This is a genomic window from Pandoraea terrigena, from assembly GCF_902459705.1.
Classification (GTDB): domain Bacteria; phylum Pseudomonadota; class Gammaproteobacteria; order Burkholderiales; family Burkholderiaceae; genus Pandoraea; species Pandoraea terrigena.
In genome coordinates this window covers 478,027-500,036 of the sequence record NZ_CABPRU010000001.1, presented here as the reverse complement: position 1 = coordinate 500,036, position 22,010 = coordinate 478,027, and the positions used below count along the sequence as shown (strand labels likewise).

Annotated in this window: 22 protein-coding genes; 16 read left to right on the top strand and 6 right to left on the bottom strand. The window is 65.2% G+C overall.

Annotated elements, in window-relative coordinates:
* Positions 1–3: 3 nt before the first annotated feature.
* The 6 genes from bioB (at position 4) to PTE31013_RS02190 (ending at position 8,084) form a co-directional block, all read left to right on the top strand.
* Positions 4–1,062 (top strand): biotin synthase BioB, encoded by a 1,059-nt coding sequence (gene bioB, locus PTE31013_RS02215; protein ID WP_150611185.1) that lies wholly within the window; start codon positions 4–6, stop codon positions 1,060–1,062.
* Between the two features lie 220 nt (positions 1,063–1,282).
* Positions 1,283–3,304, top strand: a complete 2,022-nt coding sequence (locus PTE31013_RS02210) for an acetyl/propionyl/methylcrotonyl-CoA carboxylase subunit alpha (protein ID WP_150611184.1) — start codon at positions 1,283–1,285, stop codon at positions 3,302–3,304.
* A 375-nt stretch (positions 3,305–3,679) separates the two neighbouring features.
* The gene (locus PTE31013_RS02205; RefSeq protein WP_150611183.1) at positions 3,680–4,891 is read left to right on the top strand and encodes a porin; all 1,212 of its coding nucleotides are present in this window, start codon (positions 3,680–3,682) and stop codon (positions 4,889–4,891) included.
* An 898-nt stretch (positions 4,892–5,789) separates the two neighbouring features.
* The gene (locus tag PTE31013_RS02200) at positions 5,790–6,035 is read left to right on the top strand and encodes a hypothetical protein (protein WP_150611182.1); all 246 of its coding nucleotides are present in this window, start codon (positions 5,790–5,792) and stop codon (positions 6,033–6,035) included.
* A gap of 304 nt (positions 6,036–6,339) precedes the next feature.
* A complete protein-coding gene (locus PTE31013_RS25040; RefSeq protein WP_246173861.1) occupies positions 6,340–7,128 on the top strand; it encodes a helix-turn-helix domain-containing protein in 789 nt (262 codons plus the stop codon).
* Positions 7,129–7,706: 578 nt separating this feature from the next.
* Positions 7,707–8,084: a helix-turn-helix domain-containing protein gene (locus PTE31013_RS02190; protein WP_150611181.1), complete on the top strand. Its 378-nt coding sequence runs from the start codon at positions 7,707–7,709 to the stop codon at positions 8,082–8,084.
* Between the two features lie 123 nt (positions 8,085–8,207).
* Here the strand turns inward: PTE31013_RS02190 and PTE31013_RS02185 are convergent, their stop codons facing one another.
* Positions 8,208–9,044, bottom strand: coding sequence for an alpha/beta fold hydrolase (locus PTE31013_RS02185; RefSeq protein ID WP_150611180.1), 837 nt, complete (start codon positions 9,042–9,044; stop codon positions 8,208–8,210).
* Between the two features lie 141 nt (positions 9,045–9,185).
* Here PTE31013_RS02185 and PTE31013_RS02180 point away from each other — a divergent pair, with 141 nt between their 5' ends.
* From PTE31013_RS02180 to PTE31013_RS02145, 8 genes are all read left to right on the top strand, one after another.
* Positions 9,186–9,737 carry a YaeQ family protein gene (locus PTE31013_RS02180; protein ID WP_150611179.1) on the top strand — a complete coding sequence of 184 codons (552 nt, stop codon included), beginning with the start codon at positions 9,186–9,188 and terminating at the stop codon, positions 9,735–9,737.
* Positions 9,738–10,043: 306 nt separating this feature from the next.
* Positions 10,044–10,988, top strand: coding sequence for a 2-hydroxyacid dehydrogenase (locus tag PTE31013_RS02175; RefSeq protein WP_150611178.1), 945 nt, complete (start codon positions 10,044–10,046; stop codon positions 10,986–10,988).
* A 48-nt stretch (positions 10,989–11,036) separates the two neighbouring features.
* Positions 11,037–11,978 carry a hydroxymethylglutaryl-CoA lyase gene (locus PTE31013_RS02170; RefSeq protein WP_150611177.1) on the top strand — a complete coding sequence of 314 codons (942 nt, stop codon included), beginning with the start codon at positions 11,037–11,039 and terminating at the stop codon, positions 11,976–11,978.
* Positions 11,979–12,030: 52 nt separating this feature from the next.
* Positions 12,031–12,555, top strand: coding sequence for a YbaK/EbsC family protein (locus PTE31013_RS02165; RefSeq protein ID WP_150611176.1), 525 nt, complete (start codon positions 12,031–12,033; stop codon positions 12,553–12,555).
* 35 nt (positions 12,556–12,590) lie between these two features.
* Positions 12,591–12,833 (top strand): DUF1289 domain-containing protein, encoded by a 243-nt coding sequence (locus tag PTE31013_RS02160; RefSeq protein WP_150611175.1) that lies wholly within the window; start codon positions 12,591–12,593, stop codon positions 12,831–12,833.
* Positions 12,834–12,867: 34 nt separating this feature from the next.
* On the top strand, positions 12,868–13,299 hold the full coding sequence (locus tag PTE31013_RS02155; RefSeq protein WP_017233243.1) for a MaoC family dehydratase: 432 nt from the start codon (positions 12,868–12,870) through the stop codon (positions 13,297–13,299).
* A gap of 62 nt (positions 13,300–13,361) precedes the next feature.
* Positions 13,362–14,285: an MBL fold metallo-hydrolase gene (locus PTE31013_RS02150; protein ID WP_150611174.1), complete on the top strand. Its 924-nt coding sequence runs from the start codon at positions 13,362–13,364 to the stop codon at positions 14,283–14,285.
* 371 nt (positions 14,286–14,656) lie between these two features.
* Entirely contained in the window at positions 14,657–15,604 is a 948-nt protein-coding gene (locus PTE31013_RS02145; protein WP_150611173.1) for an NAD(P)H-dependent flavin oxidoreductase, read from the top strand.
* Positions 15,605–15,975: 371 nt separating this feature from the next.
* Here the strand turns inward: PTE31013_RS02145 and PTE31013_RS02140 are convergent, their stop codons facing one another.
* From PTE31013_RS02140 to PTE31013_RS02125, 4 genes are all read right to left on the bottom strand, one after another.
* Positions 15,976–16,824 carry a 3-hydroxybutyryl-CoA dehydrogenase gene (locus PTE31013_RS02140; protein ID WP_150611172.1) on the bottom strand — a complete coding sequence of 283 codons (849 nt, stop codon included), beginning with the start codon at positions 16,822–16,824 and terminating at the stop codon, positions 15,976–15,978.
* A 271-nt stretch (positions 16,825–17,095) separates the two neighbouring features.
* Positions 17,096–18,136 (bottom strand): porin, encoded by a 1,041-nt coding sequence (locus tag PTE31013_RS02135; RefSeq protein WP_150611171.1) that lies wholly within the window; start codon positions 18,134–18,136, stop codon positions 17,096–17,098.
* 482 nt (positions 18,137–18,618) lie between these two features.
* Positions 18,619–18,879, bottom strand: coding sequence for a hypothetical protein (locus PTE31013_RS02130; RefSeq protein WP_150611170.1), 261 nt, complete (start codon positions 18,877–18,879; stop codon positions 18,619–18,621).
* 285 nt (positions 18,880–19,164) lie between these two features.
* Entirely contained in the window at positions 19,165–19,680 is a 516-nt protein-coding gene (locus PTE31013_RS02125; RefSeq protein ID WP_150611169.1) for a hypothetical protein, read from the bottom strand.
* 654 nt (positions 19,681–20,334) lie between these two features.
* Between PTE31013_RS02125 and PTE31013_RS02120 the strand changes: the two genes are divergently transcribed.
* Positions 20,335–20,787: a hypothetical protein gene (locus tag PTE31013_RS02120; RefSeq protein WP_150611168.1), complete on the top strand. Its 453-nt coding sequence runs from the start codon at positions 20,335–20,337 to the stop codon at positions 20,785–20,787.
* Between the two features lie 171 nt (positions 20,788–20,958).
* Complete coding sequence (locus PTE31013_RS02115; RefSeq protein ID WP_150611167.1) at positions 20,959–21,363, top strand: hypothetical protein; 405 nt, start codon at positions 20,959–20,961, stop codon at positions 21,361–21,363.
* Between the two features lie 60 nt (positions 21,364–21,423).
* Here PTE31013_RS02115 and PTE31013_RS02110 read toward each other — a convergent pair whose 3' ends face one another.
* On the bottom strand, positions 21,424–22,005 hold the full coding sequence (locus PTE31013_RS02110) for an IMPACT family protein (protein WP_150611166.1): 582 nt from the start codon (positions 22,003–22,005) through the stop codon (positions 21,424–21,426).
* Between the last annotated feature and the right edge of the window lie 5 nt (positions 22,006–22,010).

Sequence of the window (22,010 nt, the reverse complement as noted above, 5' to 3'; positions counted from 1 at the left end):
ATCATGCAAGTTCACGCCCACACCGCCGCTCACGGACACGACGAAGCACTGCGCCGCAACGACACGCCCTGGCGCGTCGCCGACATCGAGGCACTCTTTGCGCTGCCGTTCAACGATCTGATTTTCCGGGCGCAACGGGTGCATCGCGAGCACTTCGACGCCAACGCCGTGCAGCTCTCGACGCTGCTCTCGATCAAGACCGGCGGCTGCCCGGAGGACTGCGCCTATTGCCCGCAATCGGCGCGCTACGATACCGGCGTGGAAGCCGAGAAGCTCATGCCGGTGGAAGAAGTGGTTGCCGCCGCGCAGCGCGCCAAGGACGCCGGGGCCACCCGCTTCTGCATGGGGGCGGCGTGGCGCAGCCCGAAGCCGCACCAGGTCGACGCCGTGGGCGAGATGGTGCGCAGCGTCAAGGCGCTGGGCCTGGAGACGTGCGTCACGCTCGGCATGCTGCGCGACGGGCAGGCCGAGCAACTGCGCGACGCCGGCCTCGACTACTACAACCACAACCTCGACACGTCGCCCGAGTTCTACGGGCAGGTCATCACCACGCGCACCTACCAGGATCGCCTTGACACGCTCGCCCGCGTGCGCGACGCGGGTCTGAAGGTGTGCTGCGGCGGGATCGTCGGCCTGGGCGAGACACGCCGCGAGCGCGCCGGGCTGATCGCGCAACTGGCCAACATGTCGCCGTACCCCGAATCGGTGCCCATCAACAACCTGATGAAAGTCGAAGGCACACCGCTCGAGGACAACGAGGCCGTCGATCCGTTCGATTTCGTGCGCATGATCGCCGTGGCGCGCATCACGATGCCGCGCGCGATGGTGCGTCTGTCGGCCGGTCGCGAGATGATGGACGACTCCCTGCAATCACTGTGCTTCCTCGCTGGCGCGAACTCGATGTTCTACGGCGAGAAGCTGCTCGTGACGCAAAACCCGCAAGCCGAACATGACCGCGCGTTGCTTGCGCGCCTGGGCATGCGTACGTCGACCGAGGAAAAGCTCGGGGCGGCCGAGCCCGCCGGCGCGTGTGACGGCTTGCAGGCCTGCAGCACGCACTGAGCGCGTTCGTATTGCGCAGGGCGGGCCTTGAAATGAAGGATGCGTTGACAGGCTGAACGCCCCGGCGGCAACGAGATCGCACCAGACGATCCGCCGTCGTGGCGAAGTTGGATTGCAAAGAGAATGGCGCTGGCGCGTCGACCTTCCGTCACAAGCGGAAGTGCGATGCCGCTGTACGACACGCGAGCGCCGCCCCAATCGATCATTTTCCGGAGGCAACATGTTCGACAAGATCCTCATCGCCAACCGCGGCGAAATCGCCTGCCGCGTGGCCGCCACGGCCGCACGGCTCGGTATTCGCACGGTGGCCGTCTATTCCGACGCCGACGCGCACGCCAAGCATGTCGCCGTGTGCGACGAAGCGGTGCACGTGGGCGGTGCCGCCGCGCGCGAGAGCTACCTGCGCATCGACGCCATCATCAACGCCGCGAAGGCCACCGGCGCCCAAGCCATCCACCCGGGCTATGGCTTCCTGTCCGAGAACGAAGCCTTCGCCGCCGCGTGCCACGAGGCTGGCATCGTGTTCATCGGCCCGCCGGTCGGCGCCATTCACGCCATGGGCAGCAAGAGCGCGGCCAAAACCCTGATGGAAGGCGCCGCGGTGCCGCTGGTGCCTGGCTATCACGGCGACAATCAGGACGCCGCGTTCCTGCACGCGCGCGCCGACGAGATCGGCTACCCCGTGCTGCTCAAGGCCAGCGCGGGCGGTGGCGGCAAGGGCATGCGCGTCGTGGAGCGCAGCTCGGCGTTCCGCGCCGCGCTCACGTCCTGCCAGCGCGAAGCGGCCAGCAGCTTCGGCGATGAACGCGTACTGGTCGAGAAGTACCTGACGCGTCCGCGCCATATCGAGATCCAGGTGTTTGCGGACACGCACGGCAACTGCGTCTACCTGTTCGAGCGCGACTGCTCGGTGCAGCGCCGTCACCAGAAGGTGCTGGAAGAAGCCCCCGCGCCGGGCATGACCGAAGCACGTCGCCGCGCCATGGGCGAGGCCGCCTGTAACGCCGCGCGGGCCGTGGGTTATGTCGGTGCGGGCACGGTCGAGTTCATCGCCAATCAGGACGGCTCGTTCTACTTCATGGAAATGAACACGCGCCTGCAGGTCGAGCATCCGGTCACCGAGATGATCACCGGACTCGATCTGGTGGAATGGCAATTGCGCGTGGCCGCGGGTGAACCGTTGCCGCGCAAGCAGGACGCGTTGCGCATTCACGGCCATGCGCTCGAAGCCCGGATCTACGCCGAGAACCCGGATAACAACTTCCTGCCGTCGACGGGCACCCTCTGCACGTTGCGTCCGCCCGCGGCGGTCCAGTTCGAGATCGGCGGCGCCGACGCGCCGGCCGCGGTACGCATCGACTCGGGCGTGCGCGAGGGCGACACCATCTCGCCCTTCTACGATCCGATGATCGCCAAGCTGATCGTGTGGGGCAGCGACCGCGACGAAGCGCTCGCACGCATGCGCCGCGCGCTGGGCCAGTACCGCGTGGTCGGCGTGCAAACGAACATCGCGTTCCTCGGACGATTGGTCGCCAGCGAGCCCTTCTCCGCGGCCGATCTGGACACCGGCCTGATCGAGCGTCATCGCGACACATTGTTCCCGGCCGCCGCCCCGGTGCCTGCGACCACGCTGGCGCTGGCCGTCGCCGCACAGCTGGCTCGCGAAACCGTGATCGGCCGCCGCAAGTACCAGGACAGCATCGATCACCACTCGCCCTGGCAACTCGCCACAGGCTGGCGCCTGAACGGCGACTACCACCGCACCCTCGCATTCGACCACGGCGAGACGCGGCTGTCCGTGCGCCTCTCGAGCGGGCCGCAGGCCAGCACGCTCACCGTCGACGGGCAGACGTATCCGTATCGCTATGCCCACGACGCCGGGGTGTACCGCGTGACGCTCGGCGAGCGGCGCGTCCAGGGGCACGTCGACTTCGAACACGACGCCGCGCACGTCTTCGCCGACGGCCAGTCGTGGGTATTGCGATGGCACGATCCGCTGGCCCAGGCCGGAGCACAGGAAGGGGGCGAGGGGCGGCTGACGGCGCCGATGCCGGGCAAGGTCATCGCCGTGTTGGCGCAAGCCGGCACGAAGGTCGAGAAAGGCGCGCCGCTGCTCGTGATGGAGGCGATGAAGATGGAGCACACCATCAGCGCCCCCGTGGACGGCGAGATCGAAGAGGTGCTGTACGCCGTCGGCGATCAGGTGCCGGAAGGCGCCCAGTTGCTGGCGTTCAAGCGATAGCTGTCGTTCGCTGGCTGCGCTCCGGCAGGCCGCCGGAGCGCCAGCCGGCAGGCAGGCAGGCGACGCGAGTGTCACGGGCAACGTCAACGTCAACGCCAAACGATCGATGAACACATGTGCGCGGCAGGCGTTGGCGTCGGTGTTCGCGCCGCCCGCACCCACTCGCGCAGGGCGGATCCGTGCAGGCTCCCGCTTACTGCGGTATTACACGGTGATTTTTGAGGACCGTTCCTAGAAACTTTGGCAGCGCCACCGACAGGCGGCCGCGGCCATGCAGCGTTCAATACATTCGGAATTTTCATAAGGAATCCGAATAGGTGTTCGGAAATATTCTCGGTGTCGATTTCAACCATGCGCGACTAAGCGCTCGACACCATGAATCAACGTCCTCACTCGTTCACCGGCCCGCGCGCCCTTGCGCTCGCCGCCACCCTCACGCTCCTGGCGCTGCCTGCCGGCGCCAATGCGCACAGCGACGTCACCCTCTACGGCACGATCGATTCCGGATTCGTTCACGCCAATCACACGGCGACCTTCAATGGCCCGCAGTCGCGGTCGATGATCACGAGCAACATCATCTCCGGCAGCCGCTGGGGCCTGCGCGGCACGGAGTCGCTGGGGCAAGGTCTCTCGGCGCTGTTCCAGATCGAAAGCGGCTTCAACGCCGTCAACGGCGAGATGGGTAACGGCGGCCGCGCGTTCGGACGCAAGGCCATCGTTGGCCTGAAAGGCACCGAATGGGGCGAAGTGACGATCGGCCGACAGTACGACCCGGTCGTCAATCTCGTGCAGGGGATGACCGCCGACGGGTACTTCGGCGGCTTCTTCGCGACGCCGGGCGACGTCGACAACTACGACAACGGCGCGCGCATCAACAACGCGATCCGCTACGCCACGCCCAACGTTGGCGGCCTGCAGTTCGAAGGCATGTACGCGTCGGGCAACGTTGCCGGTGAGACCGGCGCAGGCCGGTCGTATGGCTTGGCCGGCGCCTACAGCAACGGTCCGTTCGCGCTCGGCGCCGGCTTCTTCTTTGCGGACGGTGGCAACAAGCGGGCGGGACCGACGCATTCGGACTACGGCTATCGCGAGTGGACCAGCAGCGCGGGCTCGCTGTTCAACTCGCCGATCAACAGTGGCTTCCGTACGGCGAGCAAGGTACGCATCGCCCGCGTGGGCGGAAAGTACGCCGTCGGCCCGGCGATCCTTGGGCTGTCGTATTCGAATGCCCAGTACGCGAGCGATGGTCTCTCGGAATTCACCGGTACGGCGACATTCGACACGGTGAACGCATTCGCCACGTATGCCTTGACACCGGCGATCAACACCGGCGTCGGCTATAGCTACACGCGGATGCGTGGTGCGCGCAACCTCGGCGCTCACTACAACCAGTTCAACGCCGGCGTCACGTACGCGCTATCCAAGCGCACGTCGACCTACGTCATCGGAGGCTATCAGCAGGCCATCGGCAAGACGCTGCATCGCGGCGAAACCGTGGAAGCCACCGCATCCGTCGGCTCGTACGGCTTCAACGCGGGGGCGCGTACGCAATTGCTGGTCGGCATGGGCCTGAAGCACAGCTTCTGATTCCCTTCCCCGTGATTGGCCCGAACGCGTGGAGGCATGCGGGTTTGGGCCGAATTTCCCAATGAATTTAGGCACTTGAAATTCAAACGACTGTTTGGATAATTGCGATTCCTCTGTCTGGAAATATACACAATTCACTATATTAAGTATTTACCCTATTAGGGAATTTATTTAGAATCCATCTCTATTGAAATTTGTTGCGCTCGCAACCGATGGCTTCCACGTCTTTTGAGTTGCCCTGGCGTTCGACGCGCTCCGGTGTCGCTCGCACTGTGGTCACGCAGCGCTGCCGTCGTTTAGGGAGATGTGTTGTGATTTTCGTTATTTGGCTGGGAGCCGCGACGCTCGCCGTCACCGCAACGGTGGCACGTGTCATGCAATTGAAGCGCGCTGCGGCACGCACCGCAGCGGCGACCCAAGTCGCACGTGTCTTGCGATATCGCCGCAGTCATCGCCGTACCCCTTGCTCGCGCATTCGCCTCAAGAATGCCGCGTAATCCGGCGCTGGCCAGCCGCTGCTGGCCAACGTTTGCAGCACCGAAGTTGTTCGTCGCCGCTCGGTAAGTCGTGGTGAATTTTCGTTGTACCTGAAGTCGTAGCCAGCAGTACTCATGCTGTATTCCGGCGCAGTTGTCATGGCCGGATAGAGAGTCATCCCTCCCCGCCGTTACGAGGCATCGCTCTCACGCGTTAGCGCCGTACCGCCGCCCACCGCTCGGGCGGCCCATTTCGCGCCCACAGCCTCGTATTGCCCACGCGTTGCATTAGCCCCTCCGACGCCCGCCAACGCGCGCCGTCGGATTACGCTCGCCTGCGTTATCGCGTGGGCGCTTTGGCATGCGCCATCATCCGCGCGGCATGCCCAATGTTTTGAACACGAGAAATAGAATTGGCAGACATGAAGACCGCCCCAGAGCACATCACCCTCACCCTCGCGCTGCATCCGAGCGATCTGAAGCAGCTCGATATCGCATGCCAGCGCGTTGGTATGAATCGAGAAGATTTCTGCCGGCTGGCCACCCACCTGGAAGGCGCTCGCGTGCTCAATGGCGAGGGGCTGGCCACGCTTTCACGCCCGTTCGGCTTCGCGGCCGCGCTGCCCGCCGTCCTGCGTAGCGCACTCACGCGCCTCTGCCAGCGCTGATCGGCTCCATTGGCCAACGCCAATGCCAATGCCGACGCGGTTCGATGGGCTCGCGCTGCCGGATGTGCTGATGTCGTCTCGTGTGCTGATGTCGTCTCGTGTGCTGATGCCGTCTCGTGTGCCGATGCCGTCGCATGCGCGGACGTCGCCCCATGAATTGGGAATCGTCCGATAAATTTCGCGCTATCGCGGTCACCGACTCTGTATAGAGGCCCGCCTGTAACGCATGGGGAGGAAAGCGATATAACGTCGCAAGGCGCGGGGGGATTGATTACGCTGTGTGACTCGTCAACGGAGTTCCGCCATGCAATCGAATCCACTCGCGCTGTTCGGAGACCACCTGGCCTGTTTGCGCAAGGCGCGTGGCTGGTCGCAGGAAAAGCTGGCGCTCGAAAGCGGTCTGGCACGCTCGTACGTCAGCGGCATCGAGCGTGGTCGACGCAATGTCGCCCTCGTCAACATCTGCGTACTGGCCGATACGCTCGGCGTGCCCTCGTCCGAGATGTTGCGCTTTGCAAAGGCGACCGGTACCGCGGACACGACGGTGCTGTCCGAACGCACACCGCTACCGCAAATCAGCCGTTCGCTGTGCCGCCTCGAGAATCGCGATCAAGTCTGGCTCGCCGAGATTATCCGAAGCCTCAGCTCTCGCCTGAGCCAGGCGGCGCCGCCTTCAGACACCGACGGCTGCGCCGACCACGGCAGGCCATCGTCCGTCGCACAAGGTGGTGCCTGTGGCGACGTGCGCGATGCGCGCGCCGACGTCGATGACGCCGAGAATCTCGATGACGTCGATGACCGCGACGACGCCGACACCCCGCCCGCAGCCCTCTCCAACGCCGCCCGACGCACAACCACCGCCCCGGGGTTCGATACAGGGTTTCCCGCGCACCTTCAACTCGCCGTGCCGAGGGCCGATGCGTATCGCGTCGCCGACGGCACCGACACCCCCCACCTCAGTGCCCGCCGCCACGAACCGGGCCACCCTCCGCCACCCGGCCATGACACATCCGTCACGCAGGTCAATCCCGCCAGAGCAGATGCCATCTCGCGCGACGACTCGCGGCGTTTCCCCACCGGCGATGAAGAGTGAGCGATAGCGAGGTAATTGATTCTTAGGACATTGCGCAAAGTCCCCCCGGCATCGCGGGGGCATTGCACGCGCGTTCGTCTTGTAAGCGTGACCTGGCCTCCCTTGAAAACGCTCGCTTCGGCGGGCGTCCCATATCCCCGCAATGGGCGTACTGCTGTGCCGCGCCTATCGCGCGCACGCCAGGCCCATCAAGCGTACCGGCCGGTCGATGACTCCCCTCCATTCGGATCGCGCTACACAGCGTCCGGTTCGTCCCGTCGACATCGAGTGACGTCCCAAGGCGAAAACTTTCAGAATCGCGTGATGGCTTGGGCCGCCATGTCCGGTGTCACACTGCGCGGCTCCGGTTGACGGGAGTGCGACAAGACGTATCGCAATGCCTTCGCAGCGGTACGCAAACTGGCGCCACCACTACCGACGGAAAGCTCGCACTCGTTGTGCCTTCTCCGAAAGTCCGCAAAAAATCCGCGTTGCAGACTCGGTAGTTCGTGCCTCGCAAACGGGGGATACCCGAGGCACCGTCCCCAATGCCGGATTTTTGTTTCAATCTTCTTGTCCCTAACAAGGAAAACATTCTTATGGACACCAATTTATTCAGATTCGGCCGACACCTGGCCGGTTTGCGCAAGAAGTACAACTGGGCGCAAGACAAGCTTGCCTTGGAAAGCGGCCTGGCACGCTCATACCTGAGCGGTGTCGAGCGTGGCAAGCGCAATATCTCGCTGCGCAACATCTGCATTCTCGCCGACACCCTGGGGCTGCCGCCGCACGAGCTGCTGGCGTTCGATTCGTCGAATGGGGTGGCGGCGGACGCGGGTGCGGCCGCGCCCGCCGATCCGTATCCGTCACTCAACCGGGCAATGCAGAAGTTGTCGGACCGCGATCAGGCGTGGATGGCCGATCTCGTCCGCACGCTGAGCTTGCGTCTGGGTCACGGCATGTTGCGCGACGAATAAAGGGCAGGACGAATGGCGACTGGGCGACGGGGCGATGCATCGACGCAACGCGCGCGTGTCCGGCACCGGGCCACGCCGACATGCGCGCTGGCGTCGACGCCGGGCTCGGCGCGTCTCCGGGCTTCAGTCGTTCCCGAGGAAGGCGTCCACCGCGCGGTGAAATGCAATCGGATTGGCCAGATTCATGCCGTGCGATGCGTCCTGGATCACCATGCGACGCGCTTCCGGCATCGCGCACGCGAGCGCATTCAGCACGTCCGGATAGGGTGCGGGACTGTGTGCGCCGCCCATCAGGAGCACCGGCGCATGCAAGGCACCGAGCGCGTCGATCGGCAACGGCGTGCGCGGCTCGGCGACCTGTCCTATCAAGGTGCGGGCGTTGTCGCGCACCATCTGCTTGAACCACGGCACCATGCGACGCCACGTGTCCGGCCCGCTCACCGTGTCGATGAAGATGGCCAGTCCGCCATCGATATCGCCGGACTCGATGGCGGCAAGCGCCTGTTCGCGGAAATTGCCGCGCTCCCGGTCGAGCGATGTCTGCACCGGGCCGCCGCTGATTTCGACGCCTGGGTCGGCCAGTATCAGCGAACGTACGGTGTCGGGCGCGAGCAGCGCTGTGCGCAGCGCGACATAGCCGCCGCGCGAGTGGCCGAGCACGTGAACCGGGCCGACGCCCAGCGCCGCGATGAACGTGGCCAGGTCTTCGGCATGCTGTTCACCGGAAAACGTGCCCTCGCGGCCGCTCCAGGCTTCAGGCCAATAGTGGCGAAGACTCACCGAGATGACCCGCCGCCGCAACCCCAACGGCGACATGTTCGGCTTGAAGTACCGGCAATCGCAAAGCGACCCGTGCACCAGCACGAGCGGGGCACCGACGGCATCGACGGGTGCGGGGGTTTCGACGTAAGCCATCGGATAACCGTTGACGTCGATGGTTTGCGGCGCGGGAACCGGCATGGGGACACATCAGATGAGGCGGGGCCGCCAGTATACCGAGCTTGACGCGGCGCGCCATCGGCATGGCTCGCCGCGTCGGCGAGCGGCGCCTGCGCGCTGGTGTATGCTTGCGACTCTCTTCATTCCCGCGGTGTCCCCGGTATGGCACTCAAAGCCACCATTTACAAGGCCGAGGTCCAGATCACCGACCTCGACCGCCACTACTACGCCGCCCATAGCCTGACGCTCGCCCGGCATCCGTCGGAAACCGACGAACGCATGATGGTGCGCCTGCTCGCCTTCATGCTGTATGCCGGTGAGCGGCTCTCGTTCGGCAAGGGCCTCTCCACTGCCGACGAGCCCGATCTGTGGGAGCACGACTTCGGGGGCGACATCGTCCGCTGGATCGACGTCGGTCAGCCGGACGCGCGGCGTCTCGTCAAAGCCGCAGGCCGTGCGACGCATGTCGACGTCTTGACGTACGGCGGCAAGCCCGCCGCCGTCTGGTGGCAAGCGACCGAGTCGCAGATCACCCGCTTATCGAACCTCACCGTGCGGATGCTCGATGAGGCATCCGCCGAGGCGCTCACGGCACTCGCCTCGCGTACGATGCGCCTTCAGTGCACGATTCAGGACGGCGAAGTCTGGATCGCTGACGACAGTCACAATCTCGCCGTCAACCTCGTGACATTGCGCGCGGCCGCCAACGACTGACCGCGCCCGTTCTTGCGCCGCGGCGGCGCGGTGCGCGCCGCCGCTTCCGTCGCCGCTGCCGTCTTCCTCTGCCTGCCGTCCCCGCATCGCCGTTCCCGCCGCCAGCCTCACCCCAGTACGCGGCACGCCACAAGCTGCGTTACACTTGACGTTAACGTCAATCGAGTGAACACGACCGCGACCGCCGGAAAGACCTGGCGCGTGTGCCAAGTGCACGCACCGGCACCGGCCGGGCGCATGCCGGTGTCGCCACCTCGCTGGCCCTGTCGCCGTGCCTCATCCCTATAAGCGTCTGCCCTGCAACTCATGGACATTCTGATCTTTTCTCCGGACGGCAAGACCGCCGCCTACGAAACCGGCCTCGCCGAGCACCTGCCGCAGGCCAGCATTCGCGGCTGGCAGCCCGGCGACACGGCACCGGCCGACTACCTGGTGCTCTGGAAGCCGAACGCACAAGTTTTGCAACCGCGCGAACGCCTGAAAGCCATTTTCAACCTGGGCGCCGGGGTCGATGCCGTGCTCGGCACGCGCGGCGAAGACGCTCAGCGCCTGCCGGCGGGCGTGCCGCTGGTACGTCTGGAAGACGCTGGCATGGCGGACCAGATGGCGCAATACGTGAGCGCCGCCGCACTGCGCTACTTCCGTCGTCTCGACGAGTTCGATGCCCAGCAAACCCAAGGCCAGTGGAAATTCCAGAAACCTAACCGGCTCGCGGACTTTCCCGTGGCCGTGCTGGGCTACGGCACGCTCGGCGCGCACGTCGCCAAGGCGTTGAAGTCGTTCGGCTTCCCGGTGCGCGCCTGGCGCCGCAGCCCGCGCAGCGACGATAGCGGTATCACGTTACACCACGGCGAGGCGGGCTTCGACGCCTGCGTGTCCGGCGCCCGCATTCTCGTCAACCTGCTGCCGCTCACGCCGCAAACGGTCAACGTGCTCAACGCCGGGCTGTTCGCGAAACTGGCGCACGGGGCGTTCCTGATCAACGTCGCTCGCGGCGCGCATCTGGTCGAAGACGACCTGCTGGCCGCGCTGGACAGCGGCCAGATGGCCGCGGCCACGCTCGACGTGTTTCGCACGGAGCCATTGCCGACCGACCATCCGTTCTGGCGTGCGCCGCGCCTGACGCTCACGCCGCACATTTCCGCCCTGACGTTGCGCGACGAAACAGTCGCGCAGATCGCGGGGAAGATCGCCGCCCTCGAACGCGGCGAATCCATTACCGGCATCGTCGATCCGGCGCGCGGCTACTGAGCCCGCGCCCTCCGGCGTCGTTACCCGCCCCCTCCGAGGAGACACCCCATGTCCTTGTCCACACCCGATCTGCCGAAGCACGTGAAAGTGGTCGAAGTCGGCCCGCGTGACGGTCTGCAAAACGAAAAGCAGCCGGTACCGACCGACATCAAGATTGCGCTGATCGACCGCCTGTCGGCCGCCGGCTTCGCCAATATCGAATCGACATCGTTCGTCTCGCCGAAATGGGTGCCGCAGATGGCCGATGGTGCCGAAGTGATGGCGGGCATTACGCGCCGCCCCGGTACGATCTACTCGGTGCTCACGCCGAACCTGCGCGGCTTCGAGGGCGCCGTGGCGGCCAAGGCCGACGAAGTCGTGATCTTCGGTGCCGCGAGCGAAGCGTTCTCGCAACGCAACATCAACTGCTCCATCGTGGAGAGCATCGAACGCTTCGCGCCGGTCGCGCGCGCGGCGAAGGACGCCGGTCTGCGCCTGCGCGGCAGCATCTCATGCGCGCTCGGCTGCCCGTATCAGGGCGAGGTCCCCGTCGCCAGCGTGGTCGACGTCGTGCAACGACTCGCGGCGCTCGGCTGCGACGAAATCGATATCGCCGACACCATCGGCGTGGGCACGCCCTCGCGCACCCGGGAAGTCATGGAAGCCTGCGCGAAAGTGTTCCCGATCGAGCGCCTGTCGGGCCACTTCCACGACACCTACGGGCAGGCGACCGCCAATGTCTACGCCGCGCTGCTCTCTGGCATCTCGATTTTTCACTCGTCCGTCGCCGGGCTCGGCGGCTGCCCGTACGCCAAGGGCGCAACGGGGAACGTGGCGACGGAAGACGTGGTGTATCTGCTCCACGGGCTCGGCATCGAGACCGGTATCGATCTCGATGCCGTGGTGCGCACCGGTGACTTCATTTCCCGCGCCATCGATCGACCGAATGCGTCGCGCGTCGGCCGCGCCATGCTCGCGAAGCTGCAGGACGGCGCGCCTGCCTGCGTGTGATACCGCGCGGGACAACGTGCCCGCGCCGACCCTGTGACTCGAGACCACTGACATGACCATGAGCGAGACACCCCAGACTCCCGAACCCGCCCGCGAAGACGCGCTTCCCGAAGGCGCACGTCACGTTGCCCGGCTGCTCGCCGGCATGGGTCACGACCAGCCGATCGTGCTGTTGCCGAGCACCGGCAAGACCTCGGCCGAGGCCGCCGCCGGACTCGGCTGCGACGTGGCGCAGATCGCCAAGTCGATCCTGTTCCGCAGGGCCGCCGACGACACCCCGGTACTGGTGATCGCCAGCGGCGTCAATCGCGTCGACGAGAAGAAGGTGGCGGCGCAGGTCGGCGACCTCGCCCGCGCCGATGCGCGCTTCGTGAAGGAGAAGACGGGCTATTCGATCGGTGGCGTCAGCCCGATCGGGCATGTGGTATCGCCACTCACGCTCATCGACGAAGACCTGCTCAAGCTCTCCAGTCTGTGGGCCGCCGCCGGGCACCCGCATGCCGTGTTCAACCTCACGCCGACGCAGCTCGTGGCGATGACGGGAGCGCCCGTCGTCGACGTGGCGCTGCGCGACTGAGCGAACGCTGCGCCCTACCTCACCTCAAGGCCATCATGACCCTGTCCGCGCTCCCTGTTCCATCGCCCTGCACCAACATCTGCCGCATGAATCCGGCGACGGGCTGGTGCTCCGGCTGCTGGCGCACGCTCGACGAAATTGCCGCATGGTCGACGATGGCCGAGGACGACAAGCGCCACATCTGGTCGCTGTTGCCCGCGCGGCGTGTCGAGCATGAACCGCCGCCGGTGCAACATCGCCGCGTGATCGCCAACGACCCCGGCACGGGCAACTCATGACGTGCCTCGGCGCATAACCCTCTCGTTACCGCATATGGGAAAAATCGTTGCCATTGGCGAGACGTTCGCCGCCACCCACCATTTCTCGCCCGACTCGATCCGCGAATTCTCCGCCCTGGCGCACGACTTCAATCCGCTGCACCACGACGCGGACTATGCCGCCGCCGACCTGCGCTTTGGCGGACTGATCTCGTCGGGAACGCAGCAGATGTCGTATCTGGCGGCCCTGCTCGCCACGCACTATTCGAAGACGGCACAGCCGCTCGGGCTCGAATTCGACATGAAGTTGCGCCGCGCCGTGCATGCGGGCGACGACATCACCGTGCGCTGGACCGTCACCGACAGCCTGTGGAAAGACAAGCTTGCCGGCGACATCGTGTCGCTCGATGGCGAGGCCGTCAATCAACGCGGAGAGACGGTGATCGCCGCCACGGCCAAGATCCTCGTGAGCGCCAAACCGGCCTGAAACGGCGCCGGCGCCCCGTGTTGCCCCGTGTGCCCCCCCTTACGCCCATACCCCATACGCCCATGACCTCGCTTGCCCTGCCCGCCGGGCTTCGCGTATTCGAGCGCGGCTGGCTCTCCTCGAACAACGTCCTGTTCCTCGGCGATGCGCCAACGCTCGTCGACAGCGGGTACGCCACACATGCCGAACAAACGCTGGCGCTCGTCGCGCACGCGCTGCCGCCCGGCCGGCCGCTCGCGCAGCTCGTCAACACGCACCTGCACTCTGACCACTGCGGCGGCAATGCCGCGCTACAGGCGCGCTACGGCTGCCGCACGTGGATCCCCGCGGCCGACGCCGATCCGGTGCGCCATTGGGACGCACGACGTCTGTCATTCGAGGCAACCGGCCAGCAATGCCCACGCTTCACCTTCGACGACACCCTCTCGCCCGGCGACGCCCTGACGCTCGGTGGGCGAGAATGGCTCGTCTTGGGTGCGCCGGGGCACGATCCGCATGCGCTGATGCTCTACAACGCCACCGACGGCATCCTGATTTCCGGCGATGCGCTGTGGGAACGCGGCTTCGGCGTGATCTTTCCCGAACTCGACGGCGAGTCCGGATTTGCCGAACAGGCGGCCGTGCTCGATCTCATCGAGCAGCTCGATGTGGTGCAGGTCATTCCCGGACACGGCAAGCCGTTTGACGATATCGACGGCGCACTGACCACCGCGCGCTCGCGCCTCGACTATCTGCAAAGCGATCCGGCACGCAATGCGCGCAACGCGCTCAAGGTACTGATCGTCTTCCGTCTCATGGCCGAGAACCACATGACGGGCACGGCGCTCAGGACCACGCTCGACACCGCGCGAGCATGGCGCAGTGCAGCCGCGATGCTCGCGCCGCCGTCGGCGTGGCCCGATCTGCTCGAGAGCCTCGTCGCGGAACTCGCCAAGGCCGGCGCCCTGCGCTATGAGCACGAGACGGATACGTTGCATGCCGTCTAGGCGCGCCGGCGTTCCGCCGGCCCGAAAAAAACAACGCCGCTTGCCTATCACGGCAAGCGGCGTTTGAGGACGTGACGTGCCGGACGAACGCTGCGGTCGCTAACGCGGCGCCCGTCCTGCGGCGTCTTGATGCTGACGCCACTTGGCACGCGCTTACATCCTAGTCGCGGCACCCCCGCCCCCCAAGGGGATTTTCCCTGATACGGGAACGAATCCCCGCGTCGGAACCGAAGCTTTCTTCGAGTGCCCGCGCACCGGGTGGCCCACGAATCCCCCTATAATCGAACGATCGTTCGCGAAATTGGCCCGATGCAAATTAGGCACCGACGCACGGGCGCTGCCCGCCGAACGTCCTTGCTCGAGGAAACTTAATGGCCCTTCCCAAGATTCTGCAAAACCTGGCGCTGCCTGTCGTGGCGTCGCCGATGTTCATCGTGAGTTACCCGGAGTTGGTGCTCGCACAGTGCAAGGCCGGCATCGTCGGCTCTTTCCCCGCGCTCAATGCACGCGAGCCGCAAATTCTCGAAGACTGGCTCTCGCGCATCACCGAAGAACTCGCCGCTTACCAGGCGGCGAATCCGGATGCCATCGTGGGCCCGCTCGCCGTCAACCAGATCGTGCATCAGTCGAACCAGCGGCTCGAGCACGACGTGCGGGTGTGCGTGGAGCATCGCGTGCCGATCTTCATCACCAGCCTGCGCGCGCCGCCCAAGGAAGTGCTCGACGCGGTGCACAGCTATGGCGGCATCGTGCTGCACGACGTGATCAACCTGCGCCACGCGAACAAGGCGCTTGAAGCCGGGGTCGATGGGTTGATCCTTGTCGCTGCCGGGGCGGGTGGGCATGCGGGCACGCTCTCGCCGTTCGCGCTGGTGGGTGAAGTGCGCAAGCGGTTCGACGGCCCCATCGTCCTCTCCGGCGCGATTGCCAACGGCGGATCGATTCTCGCCGCCCAGGCCATGGGCGCCGATCTCGCCTATATCGGCACGCGGTTCATCGCCTCTTCCGAAGCCAATGCCAGCGACACGTACAAACACGCGATCGTCGAGGCGAATGCCAACGACATCATCTATACGAACCTGTTCACGGGCGTGTCGGGCAACTACATCCGCCAGAGCATTCTGAATGCGGGCCTCGACCCCGACAACCTGCCGACGGCCGACAAGAGCGCCATGAACTTCTCCAAGGCGAAGGCATGGAAGGATATCTGGGGCGCGGGTCAAGGGGTGGGATTGATGGACGACGTGCGCCCCGCGGCCGAGATCATCGCGCGCCTGAAACAGGAATACGACGACACCCTCAGACGCCTGGCCGGCTGACATCGGGCGCGCCCTCGCCACGAAATCGGCGTTATCCAGACGCGCCGCATTGCGTTCGGCGACACCTGACACCGACGCGGCCCCCTTACGCCGCATCGGTCACTCATTCGGCACGCGCAATTCCCGCAAACCACGGCGATTCACTACGACAACACCATGGAACACGACTTCCACAACCTCAGTCCGGAAGCGTTCTGTCAGGAGAATGCCGAGAGTCTCTTTCCCAGACTGCTGGAGAACGGCATTTCGCGAGATCAGCCTTGCGTCGCCGAAACGAGCCGACCGCCAATGCACCGATCCCGTGTGTAACCGGCGCTTTACGCCCGAAGCCGGCGCGCCGCGCGCGCCGGCGCGTTCCGTTCCACCGACCGTCAGTACGTGTACACGCCACGCCCCGTCTTGCGCCCAAGATACCCGGCGGCGACCATCTCCTTGAGCAACGGGCACGGACGGTACTTCGAGTCCGCATACGCTTCGTAGTAGACATTCATCACGGACAGGCACACGTCCAGACCAATCATGTCGGCGAGCGCCAGCGGTCCGATCGGATGATTGCAGCCGAGCTTCATGCCCTCGTCGATCTCTTCCGGCGACGCCAGGTTTTCAGCCAGCACGAAGAACGCCTCGTTGATCATCGGCACCAGGATCCGGTTGACGACGAAGCCCGGGGCGTTTTTCACCGTGATCGGCGACTTGCCGAGCTGGCGCGCGAGGGCGTCGACACGCGCGTGCGTCTCGTCGCTTGTCTGCAAGCCGCGAATGATTTCGACAAGCGCCATCAGCGGCACCGGGTTGAAGAAATGCATGCCGATGAACTGCGCCGGCCTGGCGACGACGGCGGCAAGCTGGGTAATCGAGATCGACGACGTGTTGGACGCGAGGATCGCGCTGTCTTTCGTCATGCCCTCGAGCTGCTTGAGGATCTTGACCTTCAGGTCGAAGTTCTCGGTGGCCGCTTCGATCACAATGTCGGCGTCGGCCAGCGATGCGTATTCAGTCGATGTCGTGATGCGTGCCAGCGCGGCGCTCTTGTCCGCGGCGGTGAGCTTGTCCTTCTTGATGAGGCGATCGAGGCTGCCGGCAATCGTCGCCACGCCTTTCTGCACGGCCGCATCGTTGATGTCGACCATCGTCACCGACAGCCCGGCCACCGCACAGGCCTGTGCAATGCCGTTGCCCATGGTGCCTGCGCCAATGATGCCTACGTGTTGAATCGTCATGTCGTCTCTACTCCGTTTGTGCTCGGGGGTGGCGGGAATACCGTCTTGCGCGGTGCACAAATCATAGCGCGGACCCGTCAATTCGGTGGCACATGAAACCGCTCTGCGAAACGTGGCTGGCACAGGTGTGACGCAGCAGGCGGCATCGGCATCGGGAAAGGTGACGGCGCGAGCAACATAACGAACGGAGGGGGCAGACGCGCCCGATCGGCATCTGCCCCCTTTGACGACTTCCCTCGGCACGCGTATCCAGTCCGCGAGCGCCAGGACGTCAGAACTTCATGCGAACGCCGCCGCCGAAGGTATCGCCGCCCGATAACGTGCTCACCTTGTCGTTCATATAAGCCGCGTAGATGTCGGTGCGCTTCGACAGGGGGTAATCGTAGCCGAGCGCCCACGTCTTGCGGTTGACGTTGCTCGCGCCCGAACTCTTCGTGTAAGCATACGAGGCGAGCACGCTGCCGCGACCCAGCGGCACCGACACGCCGAGCTGGCCGCCGTTCTCCGATACACCGCCGCCGGTGATGTTGTTGCGGATGTATTGATACTGGCCGAACAACTTCACGACTTGCAGGTCATACGTCGCCCCCAGTTGCACGGCCTGCTGGCTGCGAAAGCCCGTCATGCCGGCGAGGTCGTCCGGTTGCGAATCGAACTTCACCTGCTGATAGGCAACCGTCGCGGCGAACGGTCCGTTGAAATACAGCGCCGATGCGCTCCACTTGTTCTGCCCCGTTTCACCGGCCTTGTTGCCGAACGCGTACGAGACGCTGCCCGACAAACCCTTGAAGTTCGGCGTCGCATACATCACAGCGTTGCTCCAGCCGGAGTCGCCTACGATGCCCTGACCGGCCTGGCCGACGAACGTGTGGAACACCATCGGGCTGAAGGTGTACGAATCGACGAACGGGTTGAACAGGATCGTCGAGACGAAGTACGAGGTCGTGAGACGGCCGATCGTGACCGTACCGGCGGTGTCCGACGACAGACCGACGTAGGCGTTGCGCGAGAACATCGAGTCGCCCTGGAAGCGGCCGTACTGACCGTTCTGCGGACGGAAGAAGTCTTCCAGCACGAACACGGCCTTCAGGCCGCCGCCAAGATCCTCGTTACCCTTCATGCCCCAGTACGACGTCGACATGCCGCCGCCGCCCTGCGTCCAGGCGCGATCGCTGCCCGGGTTCTTGACCGCCCCCATCCAGGCGTCGACCTGACCGTACAACGTGACGTTTGATTGTGCGAATGCCGGTGCGCTCATGCACGCGCCCAATACGAGTGCCCCGCCAATGCCCTTGGCCATGCTCCGCTTCATTAACTTCTCCTTGGTTGATGTCTTTTGTGTGCCCGCTCCCGCTCTGCACGGGTGCGGCTGGCGCCTGCTGGCGAAGCGCCTCCCTGATAAACGGCCGTGATTCTCGCACAGGCCCGCCACGCGCAGACACGGCGGAACATCGCGGCGAAATGCCCCTCATGAGGTAGCCGGGAAATGGTGGAGAGACAAAAATCGGCCGACCATCCGCGCCACAATTAACCCCGGTATAACGAAATCGATATGTTCTTTATCTCAGCGAGTTGGCAATGACTCGCATCCATCGTGACGACGGGAAAGAATGCAGGGACGGCAAGCACGGCTGGCAAACGCCATTGGGCAGCGACGAGCGTCTCCGATGTTGCACATGTGCAACATACGGTTCGCCGACGGACTTCGGAGGGGAGAGGGGCTAAACGGGGCTAAACGGGAGAAAAGACGGGGTTAGCAACGGCGGCAGGGGACACCGCGTCTGGCGAGAGGCGTCAGCGACCGCGGCGGCCACCGCCGCGTGGACTGCGTGGCTCGCCTTGCGGCGTGTACTGGCGTTCTCGCGGTTCCGCGGGGGCGGCCCAGTTCGGATAGGCCGCCTGTCCACGACCGCGATCGGCGCTGAAACGGCTGATGTCTTCCCGCAGCGACGCCTTGTTCAAGTCGAGCATGTCACGCCCGCGCCCGCCCCCCGCCCAGGCGGGATAGGCACACGCAAGCAGCAGCAGGAAACAGTAACGAAGTCGGGTACTCATCTGGATTCAGCCATCGCACCCGGCCCTAAGGTGGGGCCGGTGGCACGAGACGCGGACGGCACCTGCGGGTTGCCTGTGCGCCATACGCCTCAAGAATGACTGTACCGGGTCGATCGAACGAGCGTCGACCGAAAAGATGTTAATGCGTAACGCGGTCTGCAACCGTTTGTAACGGCAGCGTCACCGGGGCGCGGATACCCGGCAAGACGCCTCTGCCACCACTGGGCGTGCCGCGAGTCGCCTGTGATTTCCGGGTATTCGACGTCTGCGAAAGCAAGGCCCGGCTTACTTCCCGACCTGCTTTTCGACGGACAGCGAGATCTCGCGCAGGCGCTCGCCGCGCGGCGTGACCAGGTCCTGCGCCGTGATCGTGAAGTTGACCGGACGCGCGTACTTCCGGCTCGCGCTCTGCCACTCGGCAGGCAAGCCGGCGGCGTTCGTCGTGGTCGTGCGCAGCGTGGTGACCCCGCGGGTACAGCGCGAGACCTGCGTGGCGAATCCCTGCGCCTCGCGACGCAGGTCCGTCGGCGTGATCTTCTGGTAGTCCCAGACACATTCATAAGTCGGTGCGAGGCCCCTCGCCCGGAACACCTTGCAATCGCCGCCGGGCACCGTGTAGGTGGCCTGATAGCTCTCGCCGCGATCGTTCCTGGCCGCGAGCGGGCCGGAAATGTCGTCGAAACCGGTCTGCGCGCTCTTGGCCAGCATGAGGATGCCCTCGCACTGGTCGGCGGCGAAGGCCGACTGTGCCGCGCACAGGCAGGCAAGGAGGGCCCAGCGTTGTAGAGAATTCGTTGCCATCGTTGGAATGTTTGGCTGAGGTCTGCGGCGTATCGCGCGATGGCGATGCGGGGGCCGCACACCTTGCGATCACGTCATGAATGGTGACATTAGACCCCAAAGTCGGCGCCGACGAAACCTTGGGCACGAGGGAAATCCTGTGCCAGTTCGCGGGTTTGTCCACCGCAGGGTTCGCCCGTGGCGTTCGCTCATCCGAAAAGCCGATTCGCTCGCGCGCGTGCGGCCTATACTCAAAAGGCAGTCAAACTGCATGGGCAGGGCCGAGGACCGGTAACGGTTCGGTGCATGGCGGCAATGCCTTCTGGTGCCAAGTCTTCTTGGCCCATACCATGCCGCGCCGGTACACGCGGCTGGCGACGCCCCGATGGGGTATCAACCGGCGGCTCAGTCCGCCGGTTTTCATTGGCTCATCTCGCGCGCAAGACATCCCCGACCCTCGACCGAGCCTCTGCCGCCGGCACCTCATGCCGACGGATTAGGCGAAAGTGCGGATTTCGCCCGCCGCATTGCTCTGCAACTATCAAGCCACAAGACCAATATTCGCCGGGCACGCAACTTCGAGATGTCAACGGAGTGTTTGTGGATACCTGTACGTCATCGGCAATGCCTGGCTTGCAGTGCGCGCGCGTCGCTGTGCGGTACGCGGGGTGAAGCATGGGCCACCCCACCCTTCCCAGCCGTCTTCGCCCCGGCGCGCCAGGCCCTGATATTGCGTCGGCGCACGATCCGTCGTGCCTGATGGCTTGCCTACGCGGACATGGCGGCACGCTTGCCCATGTGCTCGGCGCACTCGGTGCGTTCCGCGCTCGGCACGGTCATTGGCCGCGCCGCCTCTGCCTCTATCCCGAAACCCTCGCCGCGCTCGTGCAGGACCTCACGCCGCTGGGTTTCTACCGCTGTCAGCACCGGCTCGACATCGTGGCCGACCTGGCGCGCGATCTGTTCTGTGGCGACGACAGCGGCAACGTGTCGGTCTACCGCATCCAGGCCGCGTCGGCCCCGGCAAACATCGACGCGGCCGCCATCTGGCTGGGCCTGTCGCCACCGGCGACCGGGGGTCCGCACGGCACGCCGCGTTCGCTGGCGACACCGAAGCCACCGCGCTGACGACGACAGGCGAACCGCAGGCGGGCTTGTCACGGAAATATCGCATTGCGTGGCGAGTCTGCCCTACCGCCCGTTACCGGACCCTTCCCCTGACTGTTTGACCGCAACCGGACCCCGTCGCCTTGCGCGGGGCGATCTCACCTCCGCACCCTTTTTCGTCGGAGAGAAGCCATGAACCGACTCGCAATCGTTCTGAATGGTTTGATGCTGCTCTATCTCGCTGCGGCGACGGTCGTCGGCGTGCAATCGAGCGCCGCCGATGGGCATGAACTGCTCACCAGCGTGCTCGGCGTGCTGCTCGCGCTTTGCGTGCTGGCGCTCATTGCCGCCCCGTTCTATGTCTCGCTGGTCGTGCTCGTGGCGCAATCCGAGCGGCATCTACGGCTGGCGACGTGGCTGCATCGTGCGCTGCTCACGATCATGGTGGCATTGACACTCGTCTCGCTGCTCGCCCGCGACACCATCGAAGTCTCCGCGCCCCTCTTCGCGCTGGTCGCGGGCGTGTGCTTCGTCAATCTCGTGGCGCTCTCCCGGCGGCGCAACCACGTCGAAGCCTTCCACCTCTTCGAGCATTGACGTCGCCCCCCGCCGTCCCACGACGAGCATGTACGCGCGACGAACGATTGCCACGCCACGTCAGTCGCACCGCGTGAGGCCGCCGCTGAGCGCTTCGGTGGCATCGGCTTCGAACGCCGCCACATCTCGCACCTTCAACCGTAGCCGCAGCGTAACGCCATCGTCGTAAGCGGCATCGAGCACGTCGGCCGCATGACGCTCCGCCAACCGGCGCAGCGTCGCCTCGTGGGCAAAGGCACAGCGGTAGCGCGGTTCGGTCGTCGGCTCGACCGCGGTGAGCGTGGCGAGCTTGAGCGCTTCGCTCACCGCCTGTCCGTAGGCGCGCGTCAGGCCGCCCGCCCCCAGCTTGATGCCGCCGTAATAGCGCACGACAACCGCCAGCACATTCGTCAGCCCCTTGTGCATGAGCACGTTGTACATGGGCTTGGCCGCCGTGCCGCCCGGCTCGCCATCGTCGTCGAAACCCGACGCGCCCTCGCACAACAACACCCAGCAGTAATGCGTGGCGTTGGGATAACACACGCGCAGCGCGCCGAGTTCGCGCATGGCGGCCTCGCGCGACGCCACGGGCATGACGATGCCGATGAACCGGCTCTTCTTGATGTCCAGCTCGGTGTTGACCGGCGCTGCCAATGCATACATACGGT

Excerpts from the sequence above, each read along its gene's own strand:
- bioB (WP_150611185.1), top strand. The coding sequence starts at position 4 with ATGCAAGTTCACGCCCACACCGCCGCTCACGGACACGACGAAGCACTG.
- PTE31013_RS02210 (WP_150611184.1), top strand. The coding sequence starts at position 1,283 with ATGTTCGACAAGATCCTCATCGCCAACCGCGGCGAAATCGCCTGCCGC.
- PTE31013_RS02205 (WP_150611183.1), top strand. The coding sequence starts at position 3,680 with ATGAATCAACGTCCTCACTCGTTCACCGGCCCGCGCGCCCTTGCGCTC.
- PTE31013_RS02200 (WP_150611182.1), top strand. The coding sequence starts at position 5,790 with ATGAAGACCGCCCCAGAGCACATCACCCTCACCCTCGCGCTGCATCCG.
- PTE31013_RS25040 (WP_246173861.1), top strand. The coding sequence starts at position 6,340 with ATGCAATCGAATCCACTCGCGCTGTTCGGAGACCACCTGGCCTGTTTG.
- PTE31013_RS02190 (WP_150611181.1), top strand. The coding sequence starts at position 7,707 with ATGGACACCAATTTATTCAGATTCGGCCGACACCTGGCCGGTTTGCGC.
- PTE31013_RS02185 (WP_150611180.1), bottom strand. The coding sequence starts at position 9,044 with ATGCCGGTTCCCGCGCCGCAAACCATCGACGTCAACGGTTATCCGATG.
- PTE31013_RS02180 (WP_150611179.1), top strand. The coding sequence starts at position 9,186 with ATGGCACTCAAAGCCACCATTTACAAGGCCGAGGTCCAGATCACCGAC.
- PTE31013_RS02175 (WP_150611178.1), top strand. The coding sequence starts at position 10,044 with ATGGACATTCTGATCTTTTCTCCGGACGGCAAGACCGCCGCCTACGAA.
- PTE31013_RS02170 (WP_150611177.1), top strand. The coding sequence starts at position 11,037 with ATGTCCTTGTCCACACCCGATCTGCCGAAGCACGTGAAAGTGGTCGAA.
- PTE31013_RS02165 (WP_150611176.1), top strand. The coding sequence starts at position 12,031 with ATGACCATGAGCGAGACACCCCAGACTCCCGAACCCGCCCGCGAAGAC.
- PTE31013_RS02160 (WP_150611175.1), top strand. The coding sequence starts at position 12,591 with ATGACCCTGTCCGCGCTCCCTGTTCCATCGCCCTGCACCAACATCTGC.
- PTE31013_RS02155 (WP_017233243.1), top strand. The coding sequence starts at position 12,868 with ATGGGAAAAATCGTTGCCATTGGCGAGACGTTCGCCGCCACCCACCAT.
- PTE31013_RS02150 (WP_150611174.1), top strand. The coding sequence starts at position 13,362 with ATGACCTCGCTTGCCCTGCCCGCCGGGCTTCGCGTATTCGAGCGCGGC.
- PTE31013_RS02145 (WP_150611173.1), top strand. The coding sequence starts at position 14,657 with ATGGCCCTTCCCAAGATTCTGCAAAACCTGGCGCTGCCTGTCGTGGCG.
- PTE31013_RS02140 (WP_150611172.1), bottom strand. The coding sequence starts at position 16,824 with ATGACGATTCAACACGTAGGCATCATTGGCGCAGGCACCATGGGCAAC.
- PTE31013_RS02135 (WP_150611171.1), bottom strand. The coding sequence starts at position 18,136 with ATGAAGCGGAGCATGGCCAAGGGCATTGGCGGGGCACTCGTATTGGGC.
- PTE31013_RS02130 (WP_150611170.1), bottom strand. The coding sequence starts at position 18,879 with ATGAGTACCCGACTTCGTTACTGTTTCCTGCTGCTGCTTGCGTGTGCC.
- PTE31013_RS02125 (WP_150611169.1), bottom strand. The coding sequence starts at position 19,680 with ATGGCAACGAATTCTCTACAACGCTGGGCCCTCCTTGCCTGCCTGTGC.
- PTE31013_RS02120 (WP_150611168.1), top strand. The coding sequence starts at position 20,335 with ATGGGCCACCCCACCCTTCCCAGCCGTCTTCGCCCCGGCGCGCCAGGC.
- PTE31013_RS02115 (WP_150611167.1), top strand. The coding sequence starts at position 20,959 with ATGAACCGACTCGCAATCGTTCTGAATGGTTTGATGCTGCTCTATCTC.
- PTE31013_RS02110 (WP_150611166.1), bottom strand. The coding sequence starts at position 22,005 with ATGTATGCATTGGCAGCGCCGGTCAACACCGAGCTGGACATCAAGAAG.